This is a genomic window from Streptomyces sp. NPDC058620 (assembly GCF_042717135.1).
GTDB lineage: Bacteria > Actinomycetota > Actinomycetes > Streptomycetales > Streptomycetaceae > Streptomyces.
In genome coordinates this window covers 497,281-515,902 of the sequence record NZ_JBHXQO010000001.1, presented here as the reverse complement: position 1 = coordinate 515,902, position 18,622 = coordinate 497,281, and the positions used below count along the sequence as shown (strand labels likewise).

Here is an 18,622-nt window from a genome sequence, read left to right as displayed (position 1 = left end):
TGCCTGTAGGCATCAGCCACTGAGTCGGCAAGGAGCACACCTGTGTCATCACAGCGTCCGCAGCCTTCGTACACCGTGCCCGGCTTGACCCCTGAGGTCAGCAGTGAGGTCATCGCCACCCTCCAGATGCGCCTGCATTCCCTGAACGATCTGGCGCTGACTCTCAAGCACATTCACTGGAACGTGATCGGTCCGCACTTCATCGCCGTGCACGAGATGCTCGACCCGCAGGTCGATCAGGTACGCGCCATGGCGGACGACCTCGCCGAGCGCATCTCCACCCTGGGCGGCGAGCCGCACGGCACGCCGGGCGCCGTGGTCGCCGACCGCACGTGGAACGACTACTCGATCGGCAGGGCCGAAGCGATCGAGCACCTCGGTGCCCTCAACCTCGTATATACCGAGCTCATCAAGGACCACCGATCCGCGATGGCGGAAACCGAGGAGTCCGACCCGGTGACCCAGGACATGCTCATCGAGCAGTTGCGCGGGCTGGAACTCTTCCAGTGGTTCGTGCGTGCGCACCTCGAGTCCAGCGGTGGCGAACTCAGCACCGCCGGGGCCTCGACCGAGACGCGCGCCGCTTCCCAGGCCGCCGATCAGGCACGCACTCAGCCCTGATCAGCGGGAGGTGGCGGCGGGGCCGGCTGTACGCAGCGGATGAGCACGCGGGGAAGACGGCGGCGGGTACTCGGCGTAGTACCACGCCGCCGTCGACCGGCCCCTCAGGGGCCGGGCCGTCGTCGGCGCCCTCCGCGCCGACGACGGGGTCGGAAGAGCCGTCAGGCAGGCAGGCTCCACTTCTGGTTGGCGCCGGTGTGGCAGGTCCACAGATGGAGCTTGGTGCCGTCGGCCGATGACACACCCGACGCGTCGAGACACTTGCCCGACTGCGGGTTCCTCAACGTCCCGTCCGCCTGCGGCACCCACCTCTGCGCACCACTGCCGTTGCACGTCCACAACTGCACCCTCGTGCCATCAGCCGTACCACCACCACTGATGTCCATGCACTTGCCGAACGCACGCAGAGTGTCGTCACCAGGCACCGTCCACCTCTGCGCGGCAACACCCGCACACCCCCACAACTGGATCTGCGTACCATCAGCCGTCGCCCCTCCCGCGACATCCACACACTTCCCGCCGATCCCCTTGATCTCGCCGACGCGTGTGCCCGTGCCGCCGCCCAGTTCCTTGATGCGGACGTTGCGGAAGGAGACGTCGTCCCCGGTGCCGTGGTTCTGGAGGCCGATGTGCCCCTGCTGGAGACTGCGGGCGGGGTCGGTGTTGGTGAAGTCGTTGATCTTGCGGCCGTTGAGGAACAGTTGCAGGCGCTCCCCTTCGACGCGCAGTTCGTAGGTGTTCCACTCCCCCGGCGGGTTCAGGGCCGCGTCGCGTACGGCAAGGTCGGCGGAGCCGAAGCCGTAGACCGCACCGGTCGTGCGGTCGGCGGCGTCGGTCGCGTCGATCTGGATCTCGTACCCGTTGTTCACAGCCGACCAGGGGTCGTCGGAGGCGGGGAAGCCGATGAAGACACCGGAGTTGTCGTCGCCGGCCATCCGCCAGTCGAGTTTGAGGGAGTACGCCTTGTACTCCCTCGCCTGGTACCAGTAGAGGCCGAGACCGCCCTGGCTGGTGAGGGTGGCGTCGGAGTTGCTGAAGGAGCCCGGTCCTGCCTGCTTCCAGCCGGTGGTGGAGCCCGTGTTGCCGAAGAGCGTGGTGTACCCGGTCTCGGGCCGGCAGTCAGCCTCGGTCGTCCCGGCCGCCCACCGGATGCCGCCGAGCAGGTGGCGGCGGAATCCGGCCTCGGTGTACGAGCCCTCGGTGTGCCCGCCGCCCGTGTAGAAGGCCCGCCCGCCCTGGTAGTCCTTGCACCAGGCGATGGGGTGGTCACCGGCCATGGTGCCGCCGCTGTAGCTGCTCTCGTCGAGCGAGGCGAGTACATGGGCGTCGGTGCGGGGGTTGGTCCGGTAGTTGTACCACTCGTCGGTGCGCTGCCAGGCGGTCGGCAGGTGAGCGGTGGCGTCGTGGGCCCGGTCCTCGACCTTGACCGTGGCCTGCTGGATCTGGGGGTGCGAGTGGAACAGGGCGCCGGCGAGCCCCCCGTACCAGGTCCAGTCGTACTCGGTGTCCGCGGCCGCGTGGACCCCGACGTACCCGCCGCCGCCTTGTATGTAGCCCTCGAAGGCGGTCTGCTGGGCCGCGTTGAGGACGTCGCCCGTGGTGGAGAGGAAGACGACGGCCTCGTAGGGCGCGAGGCCCGCCGGGGTGAAGGCGGCGGCGTCCTCGGTGGCGGTGACGGTGAAGTTGTTGGCGGCGCCCAGCTCGCGCAGGGCGCTCACCCCCTCGTCGATGGAGGAGTGCCGGAAGCCGGCCGTCCTCGAGAAGACGAGGATGTCGTACGCGGGGTCCGCGGCCTCGGCGACCGCGCGGGACGCGGGCTTCGGCTCGGCTGCGGACGACGCGGTGGCGGGCAGGGCGGCAGCGCAGAGCAGGCCGCCGGCGGTCCAGGTCAGGGCTCTGGTGAGCCTGCTGGTGCGGGCAGGGGTCATGGCAGGTCCCACTTCTGGTTGGCGCCGGTGTGGCAGGTCCACAGATGGAGCTTGGTGCCGTCGGCCGATGACACACCCGACGCGTCGAGACACTTGCCCGACTGCGGGTTCCTCAACGTCCCGTCCGCCTGCGGCACCCACCTCTGCGCACCACTGCCGTTGCACGTCCACAACTGCACCCTCGTGCCATCAGCCGTACCACCACCACTGATGTCCATGCACTTGCCGAACGCACGCAGAGTGTCGTCACCAGGCACCGTCCACCTCTGCGCGGCAACACCCGCACACCCCCACAACTGGATCTGCGTACCATCAGCCGTCGCGCCACCGGCGACATCCACACACTTCCCGCCGATCCCCTTGACCTCGCCCGTCCGCGTGACGGCGCCGGACGTCGTGAAGGAGAACTCGTCGAGGTCGAACAGTGATCCGCTGCCGCCCTTGAACACCAGATGCAGGGTGGTGGTGGCCGAGGGACGGTTGGTCAGATCGGCGCTCACGTCCTGGAAGGTCTCCCAGCCGCCGGTGACGGGGACGGCCGTCGAGCCGAGCAGCGTGCCGGTCGGGGAGCCGGCCCGTACCTCCAGGGTGCCGCCCACGCCTGCGGAGGAGATCCGGGCGGTCAGCTTGGTGGCGTTGTCGAGCAGGTACGGCTTGAAGGAGATCCAGTCGCCGTTCTCTATGTGCCCGACGGTCTTCCCGCCGTGGGCCCCCGCGTGGTCGACGACCTGCACGCCGCCCGATCCCCCGTAGTGCTCGGCCTGGCGGTGGCTCGGCTGGCTGATGTGCTGGGCGTGGGTGGTCAGTGCGGGCTGGCCGTTCGCGCCGTTGTCGGTGTACTCCGCGTCCCAGACTCCGAAGATGTTGGCGTTGGGGTCGTGCTCGCCGTCCGCGATGGTCTGTACGGTGCCGGAGCAGCCGGTCGCGGAGGTCTGCGGGTGGCCGTGGCTGTCGTGGCCGACGACGAAGGTCACCTTGACCTTCGTGCAGTCGATCGTGCCGTCTTCGGGATCGGTCACGGTGACCTTGAAGGGCACTGCCGCCCCCGGGTCGATGATCCGGCCGTCCGCGGGCAGGTCCAGCCTGACGGTCGGCGCGGTGTTGCCGACGGTGATCGTCACCGAGGCCGTACCGGACGTGCCGGTGCCGTCGGAGACGGTGACTTCGGCGGTGTAGCGGCCGTTGGCCGTGTAGGTGTGCGCCGGGTTGGCGGCGGTCGATGTCGAGCCGTCACCGAATTTCCAGGCGTAGCTGAGCGGGTCACCGTCGGGGTCGGAGCTGCCGGCCGAGGAGAACTGCACGGCGAGGGGCGCCTTGCCGGATGTGCGGTCGGCGGCTGCCTGCGCGATGGGGGCGCGGCCTCCGGTGACGGCTTCGATGCGGTAGAGCGCGCTGTTGGCGTCGCCGCTGAAGTAGCCGGTGCCGTAGTCCAGGACGTAGAGGGCGCCGTCGGGGCCGAAGGTCATGTCCATCACCTGGGTCCCCTGCCAGGGAAAGGCGTTGATGGATTGCACCGCGCCGTCGGCGCCCTGGGCGATCCGCTTGATCCACTTGCGGCCGAACTCGCCCGCGAAGAAGTTCCCGTCGTAGCTCTGGGGGAACTTCACCGCCGAGGTGGACGAGGCGTTGTAGCGGTAGACGGGGCCGCCCATGGGCGACTCGGAACCGCTGCCGAACTCGGGCACGGATCCGCCGTCGTACGGGATCCAGGCAGGCTGGGCCGGGGGCAGGTCGGTGAGTCCTGTGTTGCGCGGCGAGGTGTTCTTCGGTGCGGCACAGCTGAAGGCCGCACCGGACGCCTTGGTGGCGAAGTCGTAGTCGATGTAGGCGTCGTTCTTGCCGGTGCAGTAGGGCCAGCCGTAGTTCCCGGCCTTGGTGATCCGGTTGAACTCGACCTGTCCCGCGGGCCCGCGGGTGGCGCTGGCGGTGCCTGCGTCGGGACCGTAGTCGCCGAGGTAGACGATGCCGGTGGGCTTGTCGACGCTCATCCGGTAGGGGTTGCGGAAGCCCATCGCGTAGATCTCGGGGCGGGTCTTCGCGGTGCCGGGGGCGAACAGGTTCCCCGAGGGCACGGAGTAGCCGCCGTCCGCGTTGACCTTGATGCGCAGGACCTTGCCGCGCAGGTCGTTGGTGTTGGCGGAGGACCGCTGGGCGTCGTAGGCGGGGTTGCGGTTCGGACGCTCGTCGATGGGCGTGTAGTTGTCGGAGGCGAACGGGTTGGTGTCGTCGCCGGTCGAGAGGTACAGATTGCCCGCCGCGTCGAAGTCGATGTCGCCGCCGACGTGGCAGCACAGCCCGCGACTGGCGGGGACGTCGAGGACCTTCTTCTCGGTGGCGGTGTCCAGGGTGCCGTCCGCCCTGAGAACGAACCGGGACAGCCGGTTCACCCCGTCGTACGGAGCGAAGTCGGCGGCCGTTCCCTCGGCGGGAGCGTCGCCGCCGGGGGTGGTGAGCTTGGGCGCGTAGTAGAGGTACACGAAGCGGTTGGAGCTGAAGCCTGGATCGACCCCGATGCCCTGCAGCCCTTCCTCGTCGTGGCTGTAGACGTCCAGTTTGCCCGCGACCTTCGTCGTGCCCGCGGCGTCGGTGAGCCGCAGCGTGCCGTCCCGTGAGGTGTGCAGGACGGACCGGTCGGGCAGTACGGCGAGGGTCATCGGTTCGCCGGTTTCGGCCACCCCCTTGGCGAGGGTGACCTGCTGGAACTCGTCGGCGACCGCTGCTTCCGCCGGTCTCTGCTGTGTGGTGAGGGCGCCCGCGGCGGCGAGCAGGGTGCAGGCGAGCGCCGCGAGGGGCCGGGTGATTCTCCTGTGCACGCGCATCCTCCGTATGAGTACGGGGTGGGGGGTCTGGCACAGGCGCGCGCCGTCGCGCCGGTGGACGTCGCGCCCCTGGGAGGAGGGACGGGGCGGTCGGTCCGTGTTGTCCGGTACAGGTCAGGAAGGTAATGGCTTTTTCACCCGGCAGAAAGCCCTTTGACACGAGAGACGTCAACTTTCTCCAGTGATCGGACAAAGCGGCCGCCCGGGCTACGAGGGCGCTTCCGTCCCGGTCCAAGCAGCAGTCCCATGGTGAAGTGGCTCGCACCGTCGGGGATGAACTGGGGCTGGACGGCGACGTAGAAGGCGCCCATCTTCGGGTTGAGGAGGTTGGTGAGCGTTCCCTGCCGCCAGCCGCCGCCCTCGGAGTCCGTACAGGCGAGCAGGACGGAGTCGTTCGCGTCCGAAGCGGGAAGCCCGCGGAAGGTGTCCCGGAGCATGCGGACGCCCATCCAGACCAGGTAGCCGGCACCGACCCAGCGCAATGTCACATAGGCCAGGTGGGAGGCGGTGAGGAGTGCCGTCACTCCGAGGGACGAGGGATGCGAGTACGCCCCACAGCAGGGTGCCGGTCTGGATTCCGAGGACGACGCCCCAGGCCCTCCTGCGTCGGCCGAGGGCCGAGGTGCGCAGGATCAGTGCGGTGTCGAGACCGGGGGTCAGGGTGAGAAGCCCTACGACCAGGGCGAAGGACCAGAGGGCAGTGCTGGTTGCCATGGACGGCCGGCGTACGCGATCTGATCTGCTCCTGCGCTCGCGCACCCCCTTCCGGTCAGGATGACTCGCGGACCACCAGCTCGGTCGGCAACAGCACACACCGCCGGGGCGTCCCGGGAGTGGCGATCTCCTCGAGGAGCATCTGGGCGATCGTGCTGCCGAGCTGCTCGACCGGCTGGCGGACGCTGGTGAGTGGGGGATTGGTGTGCCGTGCGATCAGCGAGTCGTCGAAGCCGACCACCGCGATGTCGTCAGGCACCCGCTTGCCCCGGGCCCGGAGTTCCAGCAGCACTCCGGCCGCCATCACATCAGATGCCACGAACACCGCATCCAGGTCCGGGACTTGGGTGAGCAGCTCGCCCATGGCCCGTCGCCCGCCCTCCTCGGTGAAGTCGGCCACGGCCACGAGCTCCTCCCCCGGCGGACGGCCCGCCTCGGTCAGAGCCTCACGCCACCCCTGGAGGCGGACACGACCGACCTCCATGTCGAGCGGCCCGGTGATCGTCGCGATCCGTTCCCGGCCGCGATCGAGCAGGTGCCGGACCGCAGCCCCGGCCCCGCCGAGGTTGTCGGAGTGGGCGTGACTGAGTGGTTCGGCATCCGAGCGCCGCCCCGCCAGCACGGTGGGCAGGCCGAGAGCCTCCAGCAGGTCCGGCAGCGGATCGTCCCGGTGGACCGAGACGAGGAGCACTCCGTCGACCCGTCGGGCGGCCACGGTCTCGGTCAGGTGGTCGAGTTCGCTCTTGTCCCTGACCAGCACGAGTTGCAACTGCGTCTGGGTCGCTGCCAGTCCGGTGCTCACTCCCCGGATCACGGCGGAGAAGTACGGCTCCGCGCCCAGCCGGCTCTCCGACTCGGGGATCACCAGGGCGATCGAGTTGGTGCGGCGGGTGACGAGCCCGCGCGCCACCGAACTGGGCACGAAGTTGAGCTCGGCGATGGCCGCTTCGACGGCGGCCTTCGCCTTGTCGCTCACCAGGGGCGAGCCATTGAGGACCCGGGACACCGTCGTACGCCCCACACCCGCTCGTGCGGCGACGGTCTTGATGGTCGGCGGCCGACCGGTGCTCATGTGCCCCTCCCCCGTTGTCCCACGATCCCGGCACGTTCGTTCCGCGCCGTCCGGCACGGGCCGGGCGCCCGAACCGGCGCTCGTCAGCGCATTCTGCCAGACGGCGCCCGACGTCCTGTCGACACATCAGTTGAACACAATGACGTCATTTGAAACAGGTTCGATTCAACTTCTTGACACGCGGCAGCGAGTTGACCAGTCTTCACCGGACATCGGTGGGATCGATCCCACCCCGATTGGAATCGTTCCCACTTCACGTTTCGAGCCGCTGCGTGGACCGGACGAACGGGTATCGCCGTGCGCCGGAGCCGCCGCTGGGAGGACCCCTCATGCGCATATCCCGAACGCTGTCACGGTCAAGAGCGACTGTCGCGGTCTCGGCCCTCGCCGCCCTCGGCCTGGTCGCCGGCTGCTCGGAAGGCGGTACGTCCTCCACCGGAGGCGGGAAGAAGGACGGCAAGGTCACCATCACGATGGGCCTGTTCGGCGTCATGGGCTTCAAGGAGACCGGGCTCCTCGAACAGTACGAGCGCGAGAACCCGGGAGTGACGATCAAGGCGGAGGTCGCCGGTGACGAACAGACCTACTACACCGCACTCCAGACCCACCTCGCGGGCGGCAGCGGCCTCAAGGACATCCAGGGCATAGAGGTGGGCCGGGCCAAGGAGATCGTGGACACCCAGGCCGACAAGTTCGCGGACTTCGCCGGCGTCGAGGGCACCGGCCACTTCCAGCCCTGGAAGCTCAACCAGGTCACCACCCCGGACGGCAAGGTCCTCGGCCTCGGCACGGACATCGGCCCGATGGCGGTCTGCTACCGCAAGGACATGTTCGAGCAGGCGGGACTCCCCACGGACCGGGAGAAGGTCGCGGGCCTGTGGGCCGGCGACTGGAGCAAGTACGTCGAGACGGGGCAGAAGTTCAAGGCGGGCTCGAAGGACAGCGAGCTCGCCTTCATGGACAGCTCCACGGGGCTGTTCAACGCCATGATCTACGGCTCGTCCGAGCAGTTCTACGACAAGGACGGGGAGCTCATCTACGCCAAGAACCCCGTGGTGAAGGACGCGTGGGACCTGGCGGCCGAGGCCGGAAGTTCCGGGATGACGGCCAAACTGCGCCAGTTCCAGCCCGGCTGGGACCCCGGCCTGGCCAACTCCACCTTCGCCACCACGGTGTGCCCGGCGTGGATGCTCGCCCACATCAGTGAGAAGGCGGGACCGGCCAACAAGGGCAAGTGGGACGTCGCGAAGGCGCCGAAGGGCGCCAACTGGGGCGGCTCCTTCCTCGGCGTCCTGGAGAAGAGCCCCGTCAAGGCCGAGGCGCAGAAGCTCGTTGCGTGGCTGACCGCACCCGCCCAGCAGGCAGCCCTGTTCAAGGGGATCGGCAACTTCCCCTCCTCGAAGGAGGCGCTGACGCAGACAGAGGTGTCGGGGGCGAAGTCGCCGTACTTCAGCGAGGCGCCGATCGGTGAGATCTTCGGCGCAGCCGCCAACGAGATCCCGGCGGAGCAGGTCCTCGGCCGCAAGGACGGCACGATCAAGGACACCTTCTCGCAGGGTCTGCACCTGATCGAGTCCAAGGGCAGGAAGCCGTCCGAGGCATGGGACACGACGGACGAGCGCATCCGCAAGGCGGTCGGCTGACGGTCGCCCCGGCCGGGCCCCGGCTCACAAGCTCCTGGGCCCGGCCGCCGGTCGGCGTTCAGCGGTCGGCAGTCGGGTCCAGGCGTGGCGACAGCCCCGTCCGTGCCAGCCCTCGCCGTGTCCCATCCCTCGCAGCTCCTCCTCAGGAAGGAGGCCACAGTGGTCACCTCCACCACCCCGGCCGCCGGCCCCGGCGGGCCGGAAGCCGGCGCCCCGCCCGGCCCCGGCCGTACCCCTGGCGGCAAGGACCGCCCCCAGCAGCGACGACGTAACCTGTTGCACCGGCTCGACCTCCGGGGCGCACCCTACGGTTTCGTCGCCCCGTTCTTCCTCGTCTTCGGCGCTTTCAGCTTCTACCCGCTGATCTACACCTCGTGGATCTCGCTGCACAAGGTCGAACTGGCCACCATGGACCTCATGGAGTGGCGCGGTTTCGGCAACTACACCGCCCTGTGGGCCGACGACCGCTTCTGGAACGCGCTCGGCAACACCATCACCATCGGTGTCATCTCCACGGTGCCCCAGTTGCTGATGGCGCTCGGCATCGCCCATCTGCTCAACTACTCGCTGCGCGGCTCGACTTTCTTCCGCGTCGCCGCTCTGACGCCGTACGCCACATCCGTCGGTGCGGCCGCGCTGGTGTTCACCATGCTGTTCGAGCGCGATTTCGGGATGATCAACTGGTTCCTCGGGATGTTCGGCGTGGAGAACATCGACTGGGAGGGCGACAAGTGGCCTGCCCAGATCGCCATTTCCACCATCGTCATCTGGCGGTGGACCGGCTACAACGCCCTCCTGTACCTGGCGGCGATGCAGGCCATACCGCGCGACCGCTACGAGGCGGCGGCGATCGACGGGGCCTCGCGCTGGCAGCAGTTCCTCTCGGTGACCGTGCCCGGGATCCGCGCCACGATCGTGTTCACCATCGTGCTGTCGACGATCGGCGCCACGCAGCTCTTCGGTGAGCCGCTGATCTTCGGGCAGGGGCCGAACGGGATCTCCGGCGGAGCCGACAACCAGTACCAGACCCTCGGGCTGCTGATGTACGAGGAAGGCTGGAAGAACTACCAGATGGGACGGGCCTCGACCATCGCCTGGGCCATGTTCCTGATTCTCGTCCTGGCCTTCGTCCTCCAGCGCCTCATCAAGGGCGCGACCAGCCGGTCCCGTACCGCACAGGGAACCAGGAGCGGAAAGCGATGACCACCGACAGCCTGCGGGGCGCGCCTCCGCACCCCCCGAAGAGCAAGCCGTCCGTCGCCCCGTTCCGCAGCGGCTCGCGGCTCCCGTCCCTGAGGATGAAAGCGGGCCGCCAGCACCACGCGGGCCCGGTGGCGTACGTCCTGCTCGGGCTCGTGGCGCTGATGTCCCTCTTCCCGCTGTACTGGACGATGGTCGCGGCCTCGACCGACAACACGCGGGTGACGCAGACACCGCCGCCGTTCCTGCCGGGTCCGAACCTGTTCACCAATCTGAGCCGGGCCTGGACGGAAGCGGCCCTCGGCAAGGCGATGATCAACAGCCTGATCGTGGCGGGCAGCATCGCCGTGGCGACGGTCCTCTTCGCGACCCTGGCCGGGTTCGCCTTCGCCAAACTGCGGTTCACGGGCCGCAACGCGCTGCTGACCCTTGTCATCGGCACCATGATGATCCCGCCGCAGCTCGGCGTGGTGCCGCTCTTCATGATGATGAGCGACCTGGGCTGGGGGCAGCGGCTGCCGGCCGTCATCTTCCCCACCCTGGTCAGCGCCGTCGGTGTGTTCTTCATGCGGCAGTACCTCATGGAGGCGATGCCGGACGAGCTCATCGAGGCCGCGCGGGTGGACGGCGCGCACTCCCTGCGGATCTTCTGGAGCATCGTGCTCCCTGTCGCCCGGCCCGCGATGGCCGTTCTCTTCATGATCACTTTCGTCCACGCGTGGAACGACTTCTTCTGGCCGTTCATCGCGCTGAACATGGACAACCCGACCGTGCCGGTCGCCCTCACCCAGCTCAGCGCCGGTTACGTGCGCGACCAGTCGCTCATCATGGCGGGCGCCCTGCTCGGCACCCTCCCGCTGCTCGTGATGTTCGTCGTGTTCGGACGCCAGATCGTGGGCGGCATCATGCAGGGCGCCGTCAAGGGCTGAGTCGGCCCCCTCTTTCTTCCTTCCCCTCTCTCCTCTTCCTCCTCCCCTTTCCGCACCGTAAGGATTCACGTGGTCACCGCAACCTCACACGTCACGCACGCCGCTTCCCGGCCCGCCCCGCCCTCCCTCGTCTTCCCGCCGGACTTCCTGTGGGGAACGGCGACCGCCGCGTACCAGATCGAGGGGGCCGCGGCCACCGACGGCCGGACGCCGTCCATCTGGGACACCTACTCCCGTACCCCCGGCAAGGTCCGCAACGGCGACACCGGGGACATCGCGACGGACCACTACCACCGCTGGCCCGAGGACGTGCAGATCATGTCCGATCTGGGCGTGGGCGCCTACCGGTTCTCCGTCTCGTGGCCCCGCGTACAGCCCACCGGTCGCGGACCCGCGGTCCAGAAGGGGCTCGACTTCTACCGCCGTCTGACGGACGGTCTGCTGGAGAAGAACATCCAGCCGGTCGCGACCCTGTACCACTGGGATCTGCCGCAGGAGCTGGAGGACGCCGGCGGCTGGCCCGAGCGCGCCACGGCGGAACGCTTCGCGGAGTACGCCGGCATCGTCGCGGAAGCACTCGGCGACCGGGTGAAGACCTGGACGACGCTCAACGAGCCCTGGTGCAGCGCGTTCCTCGGCTACGGTTCCGGCGTGCACGCCCCCGGGCGCACCGATCCCGTCGACGCCCTGCGGGCGGCCCACCACCTCAATCTGGGCCACGGCCTCGCCGTGCAGGCCATGCGTGCCGTCCTGCCTTCCGACGCCCAGATGTCCGTCACACTCAACATCCATCAGGTGCGGTCGCTCACCGACAGCGCCGAGGACGTCGACGCGGCCCGCCGTATCGACGGCGTCGCCAACCGGGTCTTCACGGGTCCGATGCTCCACGGCGCCTATCCGGCCGACGTACTGGCGGACACCGCGCACCTCACGGACTGGTCGTTCGTCCGGGACGGCGACACGGAGGACATCCGGCAGCGGCTGGACTTCCTCGGCGTCAACTACTACACGCCGACCCTGGTCTCCGCCGCGACGGGTGACGGCGCCCACCACTCCGACGGTCATGGCGTCAGCGAGCACAGCCCGTGGCCCGGCGCCGGCCAGGTCGCCTTCCACCGCCCGCCGGGCAGCACCACGGCGATGGGCTGGGCCGTCGACGCGAGCGGCCTGTACGACCTGCTGCGGGATCTGAAGCGCGAGTTCCCCGCCCTCCCGCTGGTCATCACCGAGAACGGCGCCGCGTTCGACGACTACGTAGACCCGGCAGGCGCCGTCCACGACCCGGACCGCATCGCCTATCTGCACGCCCACCTCGCCGCGGTCCACCGCGCGATCGCCGACGGTGTGGACGTCCGTGGCTACTTCCTGTGGTCGCTGCTCGACAACTTCGAGTGGGGTTACGGCTACAGCAAGCGCTTCGGCGCGGTGTACGTGGACTACCCGACCGGCCGCCGTACGCCCAAGTCCAGCGCCCGCTGGTACGCCGAGGTCGCCCGTACCGGCGCTCTGCCGGCCACCGACCGAGCCCACTGAGCAAGTGAGGTGCGTGCGCCACCGCGGGGGCTCGCACCTCTCGGGCGGACCCGATGGCGGCCGTGAGCCGTGACCCGTGCGGATGCGCCTGTTCGGGTAACCGCTGCCCTTGACAGTTAACGGGGCCCGCTTCGGGGAACTCATGCAACACGGTCGGCACAGGCTGCGGACGAGGGGTCATGAGCAGCTCAGAATCAATGCCCGTGTGGGACACCCTGGATGCTCTGGCCGAGATGGTTGCGAGCCGCCAGGGTCTTTACGTGCGCTGGTCGCGCGGTCCGGAGCCCGATCTCAAAGCCGTGTCCAGCAGGGACGGCCTCACCGGCCTTTCCCTGCCGGGGCTGTCGGCGAACGCACTCGACGTCGAGGACTGGTGGGGCGACCGCTCCGTACGGACGTGGGTGGCGCGGCGCCTGTACGACTACTCCCACCTCCCCCGTCTCAGGGACCCCCGGACCCGGCCGTGGGTCCTGCACGGCGCAGAGGCGGGACGCGGTCCGGACAACGAGCCTCTCGTCCACCAGGTCGAGCCGCTGGGGTGGATCGGCGCGCGCGCCATCGCCGAGGCCGGCGAGGTCATCACGCACCAGCCGGGCCCGTGGGGCCCGATGCTGCGCAACGACACGGCCTGATCAGGACGCCTTGGGCGACGCCTGCGGCGGGCCCGGTCGCACGGCGCGCCGGACTCACGCCACCGTGGAGTTGAACGGTGTGGCGCAGGTCTTTCCGCCCGGCCACCGGATCCGGCTCTCCCTTTCGATGTCGTACTGGCCCCTCGCCTGGCCCCCGCCCCGGCCCGTCCTGCTGAGTGTGCACGAAGGGTCCAGCACCCTGACGCTGCCGGTGCGGCCGGTGGACGAGCCGGACGAGCTGCCGCAGAGCCCCTTCGGCGAACCGGAGGGAGCCCCGCCCGTCTCCACCACCCAGCTGCCCCCCCCTGAGCAGCGCTGGGAGGTCAAGCGGGACCTGATCGGGTACGAGTCGGCGCTGGAGATCGTGAAGGACCGGGGCACGGTGCGCATCGACGGCATCGGGATGGACGTGGGCTGCCGTGCGTACGAGCGCTACACCGCCACCGCCGACGACTTCACCTCCGTCGGTGGTGAATCGGCGTGGACGATGCGCTTCCAGCGGGACGACTGGGACGTGCGGGTCGAGACTCGGACCGAACCCCGGTGCAGCGAGACGGAGTTTTTCATCGATGCCACCCTCGACGGCTACGAGGGCGAGCGGCGCGTCTTCTCCCGTACCTGGAACGAGACACTGCCCCGGGACCTGCTGTGAGCGACCCCCGATCCGGTCAGTGGGTGGCCTCGATCGCGGCCTCGTTCGCGTCGAGTTCGCCGAGGATCTCCTCGGTGTGCTCGCCCAGGCCGGGTGCGGGGGTACGGAAGGCGCTCAGGCCGGCGCCGAAGGTGACGGGGAACCGGGCCTGGGGGGCGCCGCCGCGCAGGGGCGGCGAGGTGAACAGCTCGCGGGCGACGGCCTGCGGGTCGTCGAGAAGTTCGGCGGGGCGGGTGATCACGGGTGCCCACGGTGCGTTGAAGGAGGTGAGCCGCTGCTGCCACCACTGGTAGTCGCGGGCCCTGAAGACCTCGCACAGCAGGTCGTGCACCTCCTGCTTGGCCGCTGTCCGGTGGGCGCGCCGGTCGTAGGCGGGGTTGTCGAGCGCCGGGAAGTCGTCGGCCAGTTCGGTACGGAAGCGGTGCCAGAACTTGTCCTCGAAGGTGGCGAGTGACAGCAGACGGCCGTCGGCGGTTTCGAAGGCGTCGTCGTCGCCCTGGACCAGACCGGCATCCAGGGGGTCCTCGACGGCCATGAGAGGGAGGGCGAAGAGCGAGCACCAGGCGGTCATGGATTCGCTGAGGGACACATCGATGTGCTGGCCCTCGGCATGGCCCGTGAGGGCGGCTGTCAGGGCAAGGGCCGCGTGCATCGCCCCCGCCATGTCACCGATACGGACTCCGGGGCGGGTGATGTGACCGTCGAGGCGCCCCGGAACGGCGAAGAATCCGGAGAGCCCGAGGAAGTTGAGCTCGTGGCCGGGCTTGCCGGCGTACGGTCCTGTCTGCCCGTAGCCGCTGAGCGAGCACAGGACGAGTCGCGGGTTCACTGCCCGCAGCACGTCGTGGCCGAGGCCGAGGCTGTCGAGCACACCGGGCCGGTAGCTTTCCACCACGGCGTCGGCGGTGCGGGCCAGGCGCAGGAACGTGTCCCGGTCGCCCGTGTCGCGCAGGTCGAGCGTCACGGACCGCTTGTTGCGGTTGAGTGCGGCGAACAGGTCGGGTGCGATGCGTACGGGGTCGCCTGCGGACGGGTCCTCGATCTTGATCACATCGGCGCCGAGGTCGGCGAGCATGGACGTTGCGTACGGGCCCGGCAGGAGCCGGGACAGATCGAGGACGCGCTTGCCGGTCAGTGCGGACCACGCGGGGGCCGCCGGCGGCTGAGGGGGGCTCATCGGTTCACCTCTGATCGACGGGTGACGGGGGCGGAAAGGGCCGGATCAGGCGGGGAAGGCAAGGCCCCTGGCGATACCGTTGCGCTGAATCTCTGAGGTCCCCGTGAGAATCCGGAACATGCGGATCTTCCGGAAGAGGAACTCGATCTCGTTGCCCTGCGTGAGGCCCTCCTTGCCGTGGATCTGCACGGCCTCGTCGAGGATGCGGAAGGCGGATTCGGCGACGAAGAGCTTGCACATGAACGCCTCGGTGCGCACGTCGGCACCTTGGTCGAGTGCGGCGAGTGCCGCGTAGGTCATGGAGCGGGCCGCGTAGAGCTCGGTGGCCATGTCGGCGACCTTGTGCTGGATGGCCTGCAGCGTGAGCAGGGGCTGCCCGTCGGCGACCTTGCGGTGCCGGGTGCGCTCCAGGGTGAGGTCGAGGGCCCTGCGGGTCGCGCCGATGACCGTGGGGCAGTGCAGGAGCCGGTTGGTGGTGACCCGGCCCAGCGCGATGCGCATGCCCTTGCCCTCCTCGCCCAGGAGGTTGGCGGCCGGGACGAAGCAGTCCTCCAGGATGATGTCGCTCTCGATGTGCTCCCCCGACATCGGTGTGGCGCCGGCGTCGACACGGCAGCCGGGGCTGTCCAGGTCGACGAGGAACGCGGAGAAGGAGGGCTTGTCCCCCTCGGCCTCGCCGGTGCCCGCCATGCGGGCGACGACGATGGCGAAGTCGGCGAAGGGGCCGGCGGAGCTGAAGACCTTGTGTCCGTTGAGCCGGTATCCCTCGCCGTCCCGCGCGGCCGTGGTGCGCATGGAGCGTACGTCGGAGCCCGCGTCGGTCTCCGTCAGGGAGAAGCAGCATGCGCGCTCCCCGCGGATGAGCGGCAGCAGGTACTTCCGCAGCTGTTGCTCGGTGGCGTACTGGAGGATGTCACCGGCTCGCAGCGGGCCGCCCATGTCGCCGAGGACGCTGTGCCCCAGCACCCGTCCGCTCGCGCCGATCTCCTCCTTGAGTGCGGCGAGAGCGGTGTAGGACAGGTCCTGGCCACCGTGTTCCGCGGGGAGGTGGATGCCGTAGAAGCCCAGTTCGCGGCTGCGGCGCCAGACGGGTTCGAGGTCGGCGCGGGTGAGGCGGCTCTCGTGGGTGAACCCGCGCTCGTTCTCGTAGTCGGCGAGTTCGCCCTCGAGGTAGTCGCGCAGCCTGCCGACGAGGTCGGCCAGGTGGGGGTCGGCGTAGGTGGGGCGGAGGGAAAAGGTCACGGCGGGTGGTTCCTCGTTCCGGCTCAGTTGTGCGGTTCAGGCGATGGTGATCAGTTGTCGCGGAGTTGTTCAGTCGCGGAGCTGCTCAGTTCACGCGGCGGGTGGTGTTCGCCCAGAACGGCTCGCGTACGGCCTTCCGGTCGAGCTTTCCGTTCCGGTTGTGGGGCAGTTCGGCGACGAAGTCCACCGAGCGGGGCTTCTTGAAGCTGTCGAGGCGCTCGGCGCAGAACGCGGCCATCTCGTCGGCGGTGAGGCTGCTGCCGGGGCGGGGCACGATGACGGCCTTGACCGCCTCGCCCCACTTCTCGTCGGGGATGCCGACGACACAGACTTCCTGGACCGCCGGATGCTCGTAGAGGGCGGCCTCGACCTCGGTGCAGTAGATGTTGAATCCACCCGAGATGATCATGTCCTTCTTGCGGTCGACGAGGAAGAGGTAACCGTCCTCACGCATCCATGCCAGGTCGCCGGTGTGCACCCAGCCGTCCCGGAAGGTCTCCGCCGACAGCTCCGGCTCCTGCCAGTACGCGCGCACGCAGTCGGGGCCCCGAACGATGACCTCGCCGACTCCGCGTGGCGGCAGGGCCCGGCCCTCCTCGTCGACCACGCGGATCTCGGTGTCGTACATCGCCCGGCCGCAGGACTGCAACAGCTCCGCATCCGATGCGGCGGCCCGGGCGACTTCCTCGCTGCTGAGCCCCGCGACGACACTGGTCGTCTCGCCGAGTCCGTACCCCGGCGCGACCACCGGACCGAAGAACTCAACGGCGTCCTTGAGTCGTTGGGGTGAGATGGGGGCGCCACCGACACGCACGCTGGTCAGGCTGGACAGGTCCCGATCGGCCGCCCCCGGGTGTGCGAGCACCGTGTTCACCATGGCCGGCACGAGGAACGTCGCCGTGATGCGTTCCTTCTCCACCGTGTCCAGGAACGCCTCGACGTTCCAGGTGGGCAGCACGTACGTGGTCGAGCCGCCGAAGACTCCGGCGAGCAGCCCCATGCCGGTGGCGTGTGTGATCGGGCCACAGGCCAGGTAGCGGGTTCCGGGGCGGGGGCGTGACTCGTCGCTCATCAGCTGCTTACGCATGTTCGCGAGCCGGTTGCCGACGCTCTGCACCGCCGCCTTCAGCGCTCCCGTGGAACCGGAGGTGAAGTTCAGGACGCACGGCGCGTCCTCGTCGACGTCCACCTCCACCGGGGCCTCGTCACCTTCGCCGAGCAGTGCCTCGTACGTGAGGAGTTCGCCTTCCGCGGTGTCCTGATCGTCGAGCAGGACCGGCAAGCAGTCCGTTCCTGCGGCGGCGATGGCCGCGAGCGCGTCCTCGCGGTGCGCTTCGTCGAAGACGAGGACGCGCACAGGTGCGTACTGCAGGATGTGCTCGATCTCGCCGCGCCCGAGACGGGCGTTGACCGGGGCGCGCACGAGCCCGGCCTTGTACAGGGCGAACTCCACCTCCACCAGTTCGCCCCGGTTCCATGCCAGAGAGGCGACCGCGTCCCCCGGCCTGACTCCGCGGGAGATGAGGGCGGACGCCAACCTGCTTGTCGCGATGCCGAGTTGGGAGTAGGTCCAGGAACGGTCACCGCAGACGAGCGCGGTTTCGCCGGGCCAGTACCGGGCGCTTCGGGTGAGGTAAGTACCGAGGTTCATCGATGCCTCCAGAGCTGGGGCCGGTAGCACGTAAGTAAAACTACAGAACGAGCGATAGCGAACAGAGTGTTCGTTATCTTCAAGGCTGTCAAGAGGACCTAGACTGTCGCCCGCAACCGGACGTCGACGTGAGGAGGGGCCGTGATGGCCGAGGACAGGCGCATCAGACGCACACGGCGGGCCCTGGGAGCGGCTCTCGTGGAGCTGGTACTGGAACGGGGTTTCACCGCCCTCACCGTGGAGGACATCACCGAGCGCGCCGACGTGGCCCGGGCCACCTTCTACGCCCACTTCCGGGACAAGGAGGACCTGTTCGCCCGCGTGACCTCGGACCTCCTGGAGGAGCTGGGCGAGAGGCTGCGTCCGACGATCGCGGACAGCGCCGTGGGCTTCACCGGCAAACCGCTGCTGGAGATGCTGCGGCACGCATGGGACGAGCGGGACCTGTACCGGATCGTTCTGCGCGGCGAGGGGGACGGCAAGCCGCTGCAGATGTTCGTGGACACCTGCGCGCAGGCCACCGCGGGCGAGTTCAAGGCGCGCGCCGAACGCAACGACGTCACGCCGCGCATCGACTCGGAACTCCTCGCCCGTGTCTGGGTCGGCGAGCAGGTCGCCGTCCTGCGGTGGTGGGCGGAGCACGAAACACCGCCCATGCCCGCCGAGGAGGTGGTGCGCATGCTTCTCGATCTGGCACTGCACGGCCGTTACTGGGCCAGCGGATTCAGCACCCCTGCCCCCTCCCCGTAATCCCGCGGGGCCAGAGCCGGCAGAGGGCCCCGGCGGGAGCACACGCCGGGCCCTCACTC

The 18,622-nt window shown here is 69.1% G+C and carries 13 protein-coding genes and 2 pseudogenes; 8 read left to right on the top strand and 7 right to left on the bottom strand.

Translation table 11 applies throughout. The annotated features are described in order from the left end of the window. Positions 1–42 precede the first annotated feature (42 nt). Entirely contained in the window at positions 43–621 is a 579-nt protein-coding gene (locus ACFWSK_RS02230; RefSeq protein ID WP_383780728.1) for a Dps family protein, read from the top strand. Between the two features lie 161 nt (positions 622–782). Here the strand turns inward: ACFWSK_RS02230 and ACFWSK_RS02225 are convergent, their stop codons facing one another. The 4 genes and pseudogenes from ACFWSK_RS02225 to ACFWSK_RS02210 all read right to left on the bottom strand — a co-directional run bounded on the left by ACFWSK_RS02225 (position 783) and on the right by ACFWSK_RS02210 (position 7,154). Beyond that, on the bottom strand, positions 783–2,549 hold the full coding sequence (locus ACFWSK_RS02225; RefSeq protein ID WP_383780725.1) for a ThuA domain-containing protein: 1,767 nt from the start codon (positions 2,547–2,549) through the stop codon (positions 783–785). Next, on the bottom strand, positions 2,546–5,362 hold the full coding sequence (locus ACFWSK_RS02220) for a PQQ-dependent sugar dehydrogenase (RefSeq protein ID WP_383780723.1): 2,817 nt from the start codon (positions 5,360–5,362) through the stop codon (positions 2,546–2,548). The genes ACFWSK_RS02225 and ACFWSK_RS02220 overlap by 4 nt, the downstream gene beginning before the upstream one ends. Positions 5,363–5,601: 239 nt before the next feature. Then, a pseudogene (locus tag ACFWSK_RS02215) lies at positions 5,602–6,082 on the bottom strand (LysE family translocator); the annotation flags it as partial. Between the two features lie 55 nt (positions 6,083–6,137). Further along, positions 6,138–7,154: a LacI family DNA-binding transcriptional regulator gene (locus tag ACFWSK_RS02210; protein ID WP_383780720.1), complete on the bottom strand. Its 1,017-nt coding sequence runs from the start codon at positions 7,152–7,154 to the stop codon at positions 6,138–6,140. A gap of 329 nt (positions 7,155–7,483) precedes the next feature. Here ACFWSK_RS02210 and ACFWSK_RS02205 point away from each other — a divergent pair, with 329 nt between their 5' ends. From ACFWSK_RS02205 to ACFWSK_RS02180, 6 genes and pseudogenes are all read left to right on the top strand, one after another. Continuing rightward, complete coding sequence (locus ACFWSK_RS02205) at positions 7,484–8,797, top strand: ABC transporter substrate-binding protein (protein WP_383780718.1); 1,314 nt, start codon at positions 7,484–7,486, stop codon at positions 8,795–8,797. Between the two features lie 159 nt (positions 8,798–8,956). Then, complete coding sequence (locus ACFWSK_RS02200) at positions 8,957–10,000, top strand: carbohydrate ABC transporter permease (protein WP_383780715.1); 1,044 nt, start codon at positions 8,957–8,959, stop codon at positions 9,998–10,000. After that, positions 9,997–10,926 (top strand): carbohydrate ABC transporter permease, encoded by a 930-nt coding sequence (locus ACFWSK_RS02195; RefSeq protein ID WP_383780712.1) that lies wholly within the window; start codon positions 9,997–9,999, stop codon positions 10,924–10,926. The genes ACFWSK_RS02200 and ACFWSK_RS02195 overlap by 4 nt, the downstream gene beginning before the upstream one ends. A 69-nt stretch (positions 10,927–10,995) precedes the next feature. Then, positions 10,996–12,459: a GH1 family beta-glucosidase gene (locus ACFWSK_RS02190; RefSeq protein WP_383780709.1), complete on the top strand. Its 1,464-nt coding sequence runs from the start codon at positions 10,996–10,998 to the stop codon at positions 12,457–12,459. A gap of 179 nt (positions 12,460–12,638) precedes the next feature. Beyond that, complete coding sequence (locus ACFWSK_RS02185; protein ID WP_383780707.1) at positions 12,639–13,091, top strand: DUF6098 family protein; 453 nt, start codon at positions 12,639–12,641, stop codon at positions 13,089–13,091. Positions 13,092–13,137: 46 nt separating this feature from the next. After that, positions 13,138–13,743: pseudogene (locus ACFWSK_RS02180) on the top strand (CocE/NonD family hydrolase C-terminal non-catalytic domain-containing protein); the annotation flags it as partial. Between the two features lie 16 nt (positions 13,744–13,759). On the opposite strand, the gene ACFWSK_RS02175 reads toward ACFWSK_RS02180, so the two are convergent. The 3 genes from ACFWSK_RS02175 to ACFWSK_RS02165 form a co-directional block, all read right to left on the bottom strand. Beyond that, positions 13,760–14,920 carry a CaiB/BaiF CoA transferase family protein gene (locus ACFWSK_RS02175; protein ID WP_383780705.1) on the bottom strand — a complete coding sequence of 387 codons (1,161 nt, stop codon included), beginning with the start codon at positions 14,918–14,920 and terminating at the stop codon, positions 13,760–13,762. 45 nt (positions 14,921–14,965) lie between these two features. Continuing rightward, a complete protein-coding gene (locus tag ACFWSK_RS02170; protein ID WP_383780701.1) occupies positions 14,966–16,162 on the bottom strand; it encodes an acyl-CoA dehydrogenase family protein in 1,197 nt (398 codons plus the stop codon). Between the two features lie 85 nt (positions 16,163–16,247). Beyond that, positions 16,248–17,813 carry an AMP-binding protein gene (locus ACFWSK_RS02165; protein ID WP_383780698.1) on the bottom strand — a complete coding sequence of 522 codons (1,566 nt, stop codon included), beginning with the start codon at positions 17,811–17,813 and terminating at the stop codon, positions 16,248–16,250. Between the two features lie 144 nt (positions 17,814–17,957). On the opposite strand from ACFWSK_RS02165, the gene ACFWSK_RS02160 reads away from it, so the two are divergent. Next, positions 17,958–18,563: a TetR/AcrR family transcriptional regulator gene (locus ACFWSK_RS02160; RefSeq protein WP_383780696.1), complete on the top strand. Its 606-nt coding sequence runs from the start codon at positions 17,958–17,960 to the stop codon at positions 18,561–18,563. Positions 18,564–18,622 lie beyond the last annotated feature (59 nt).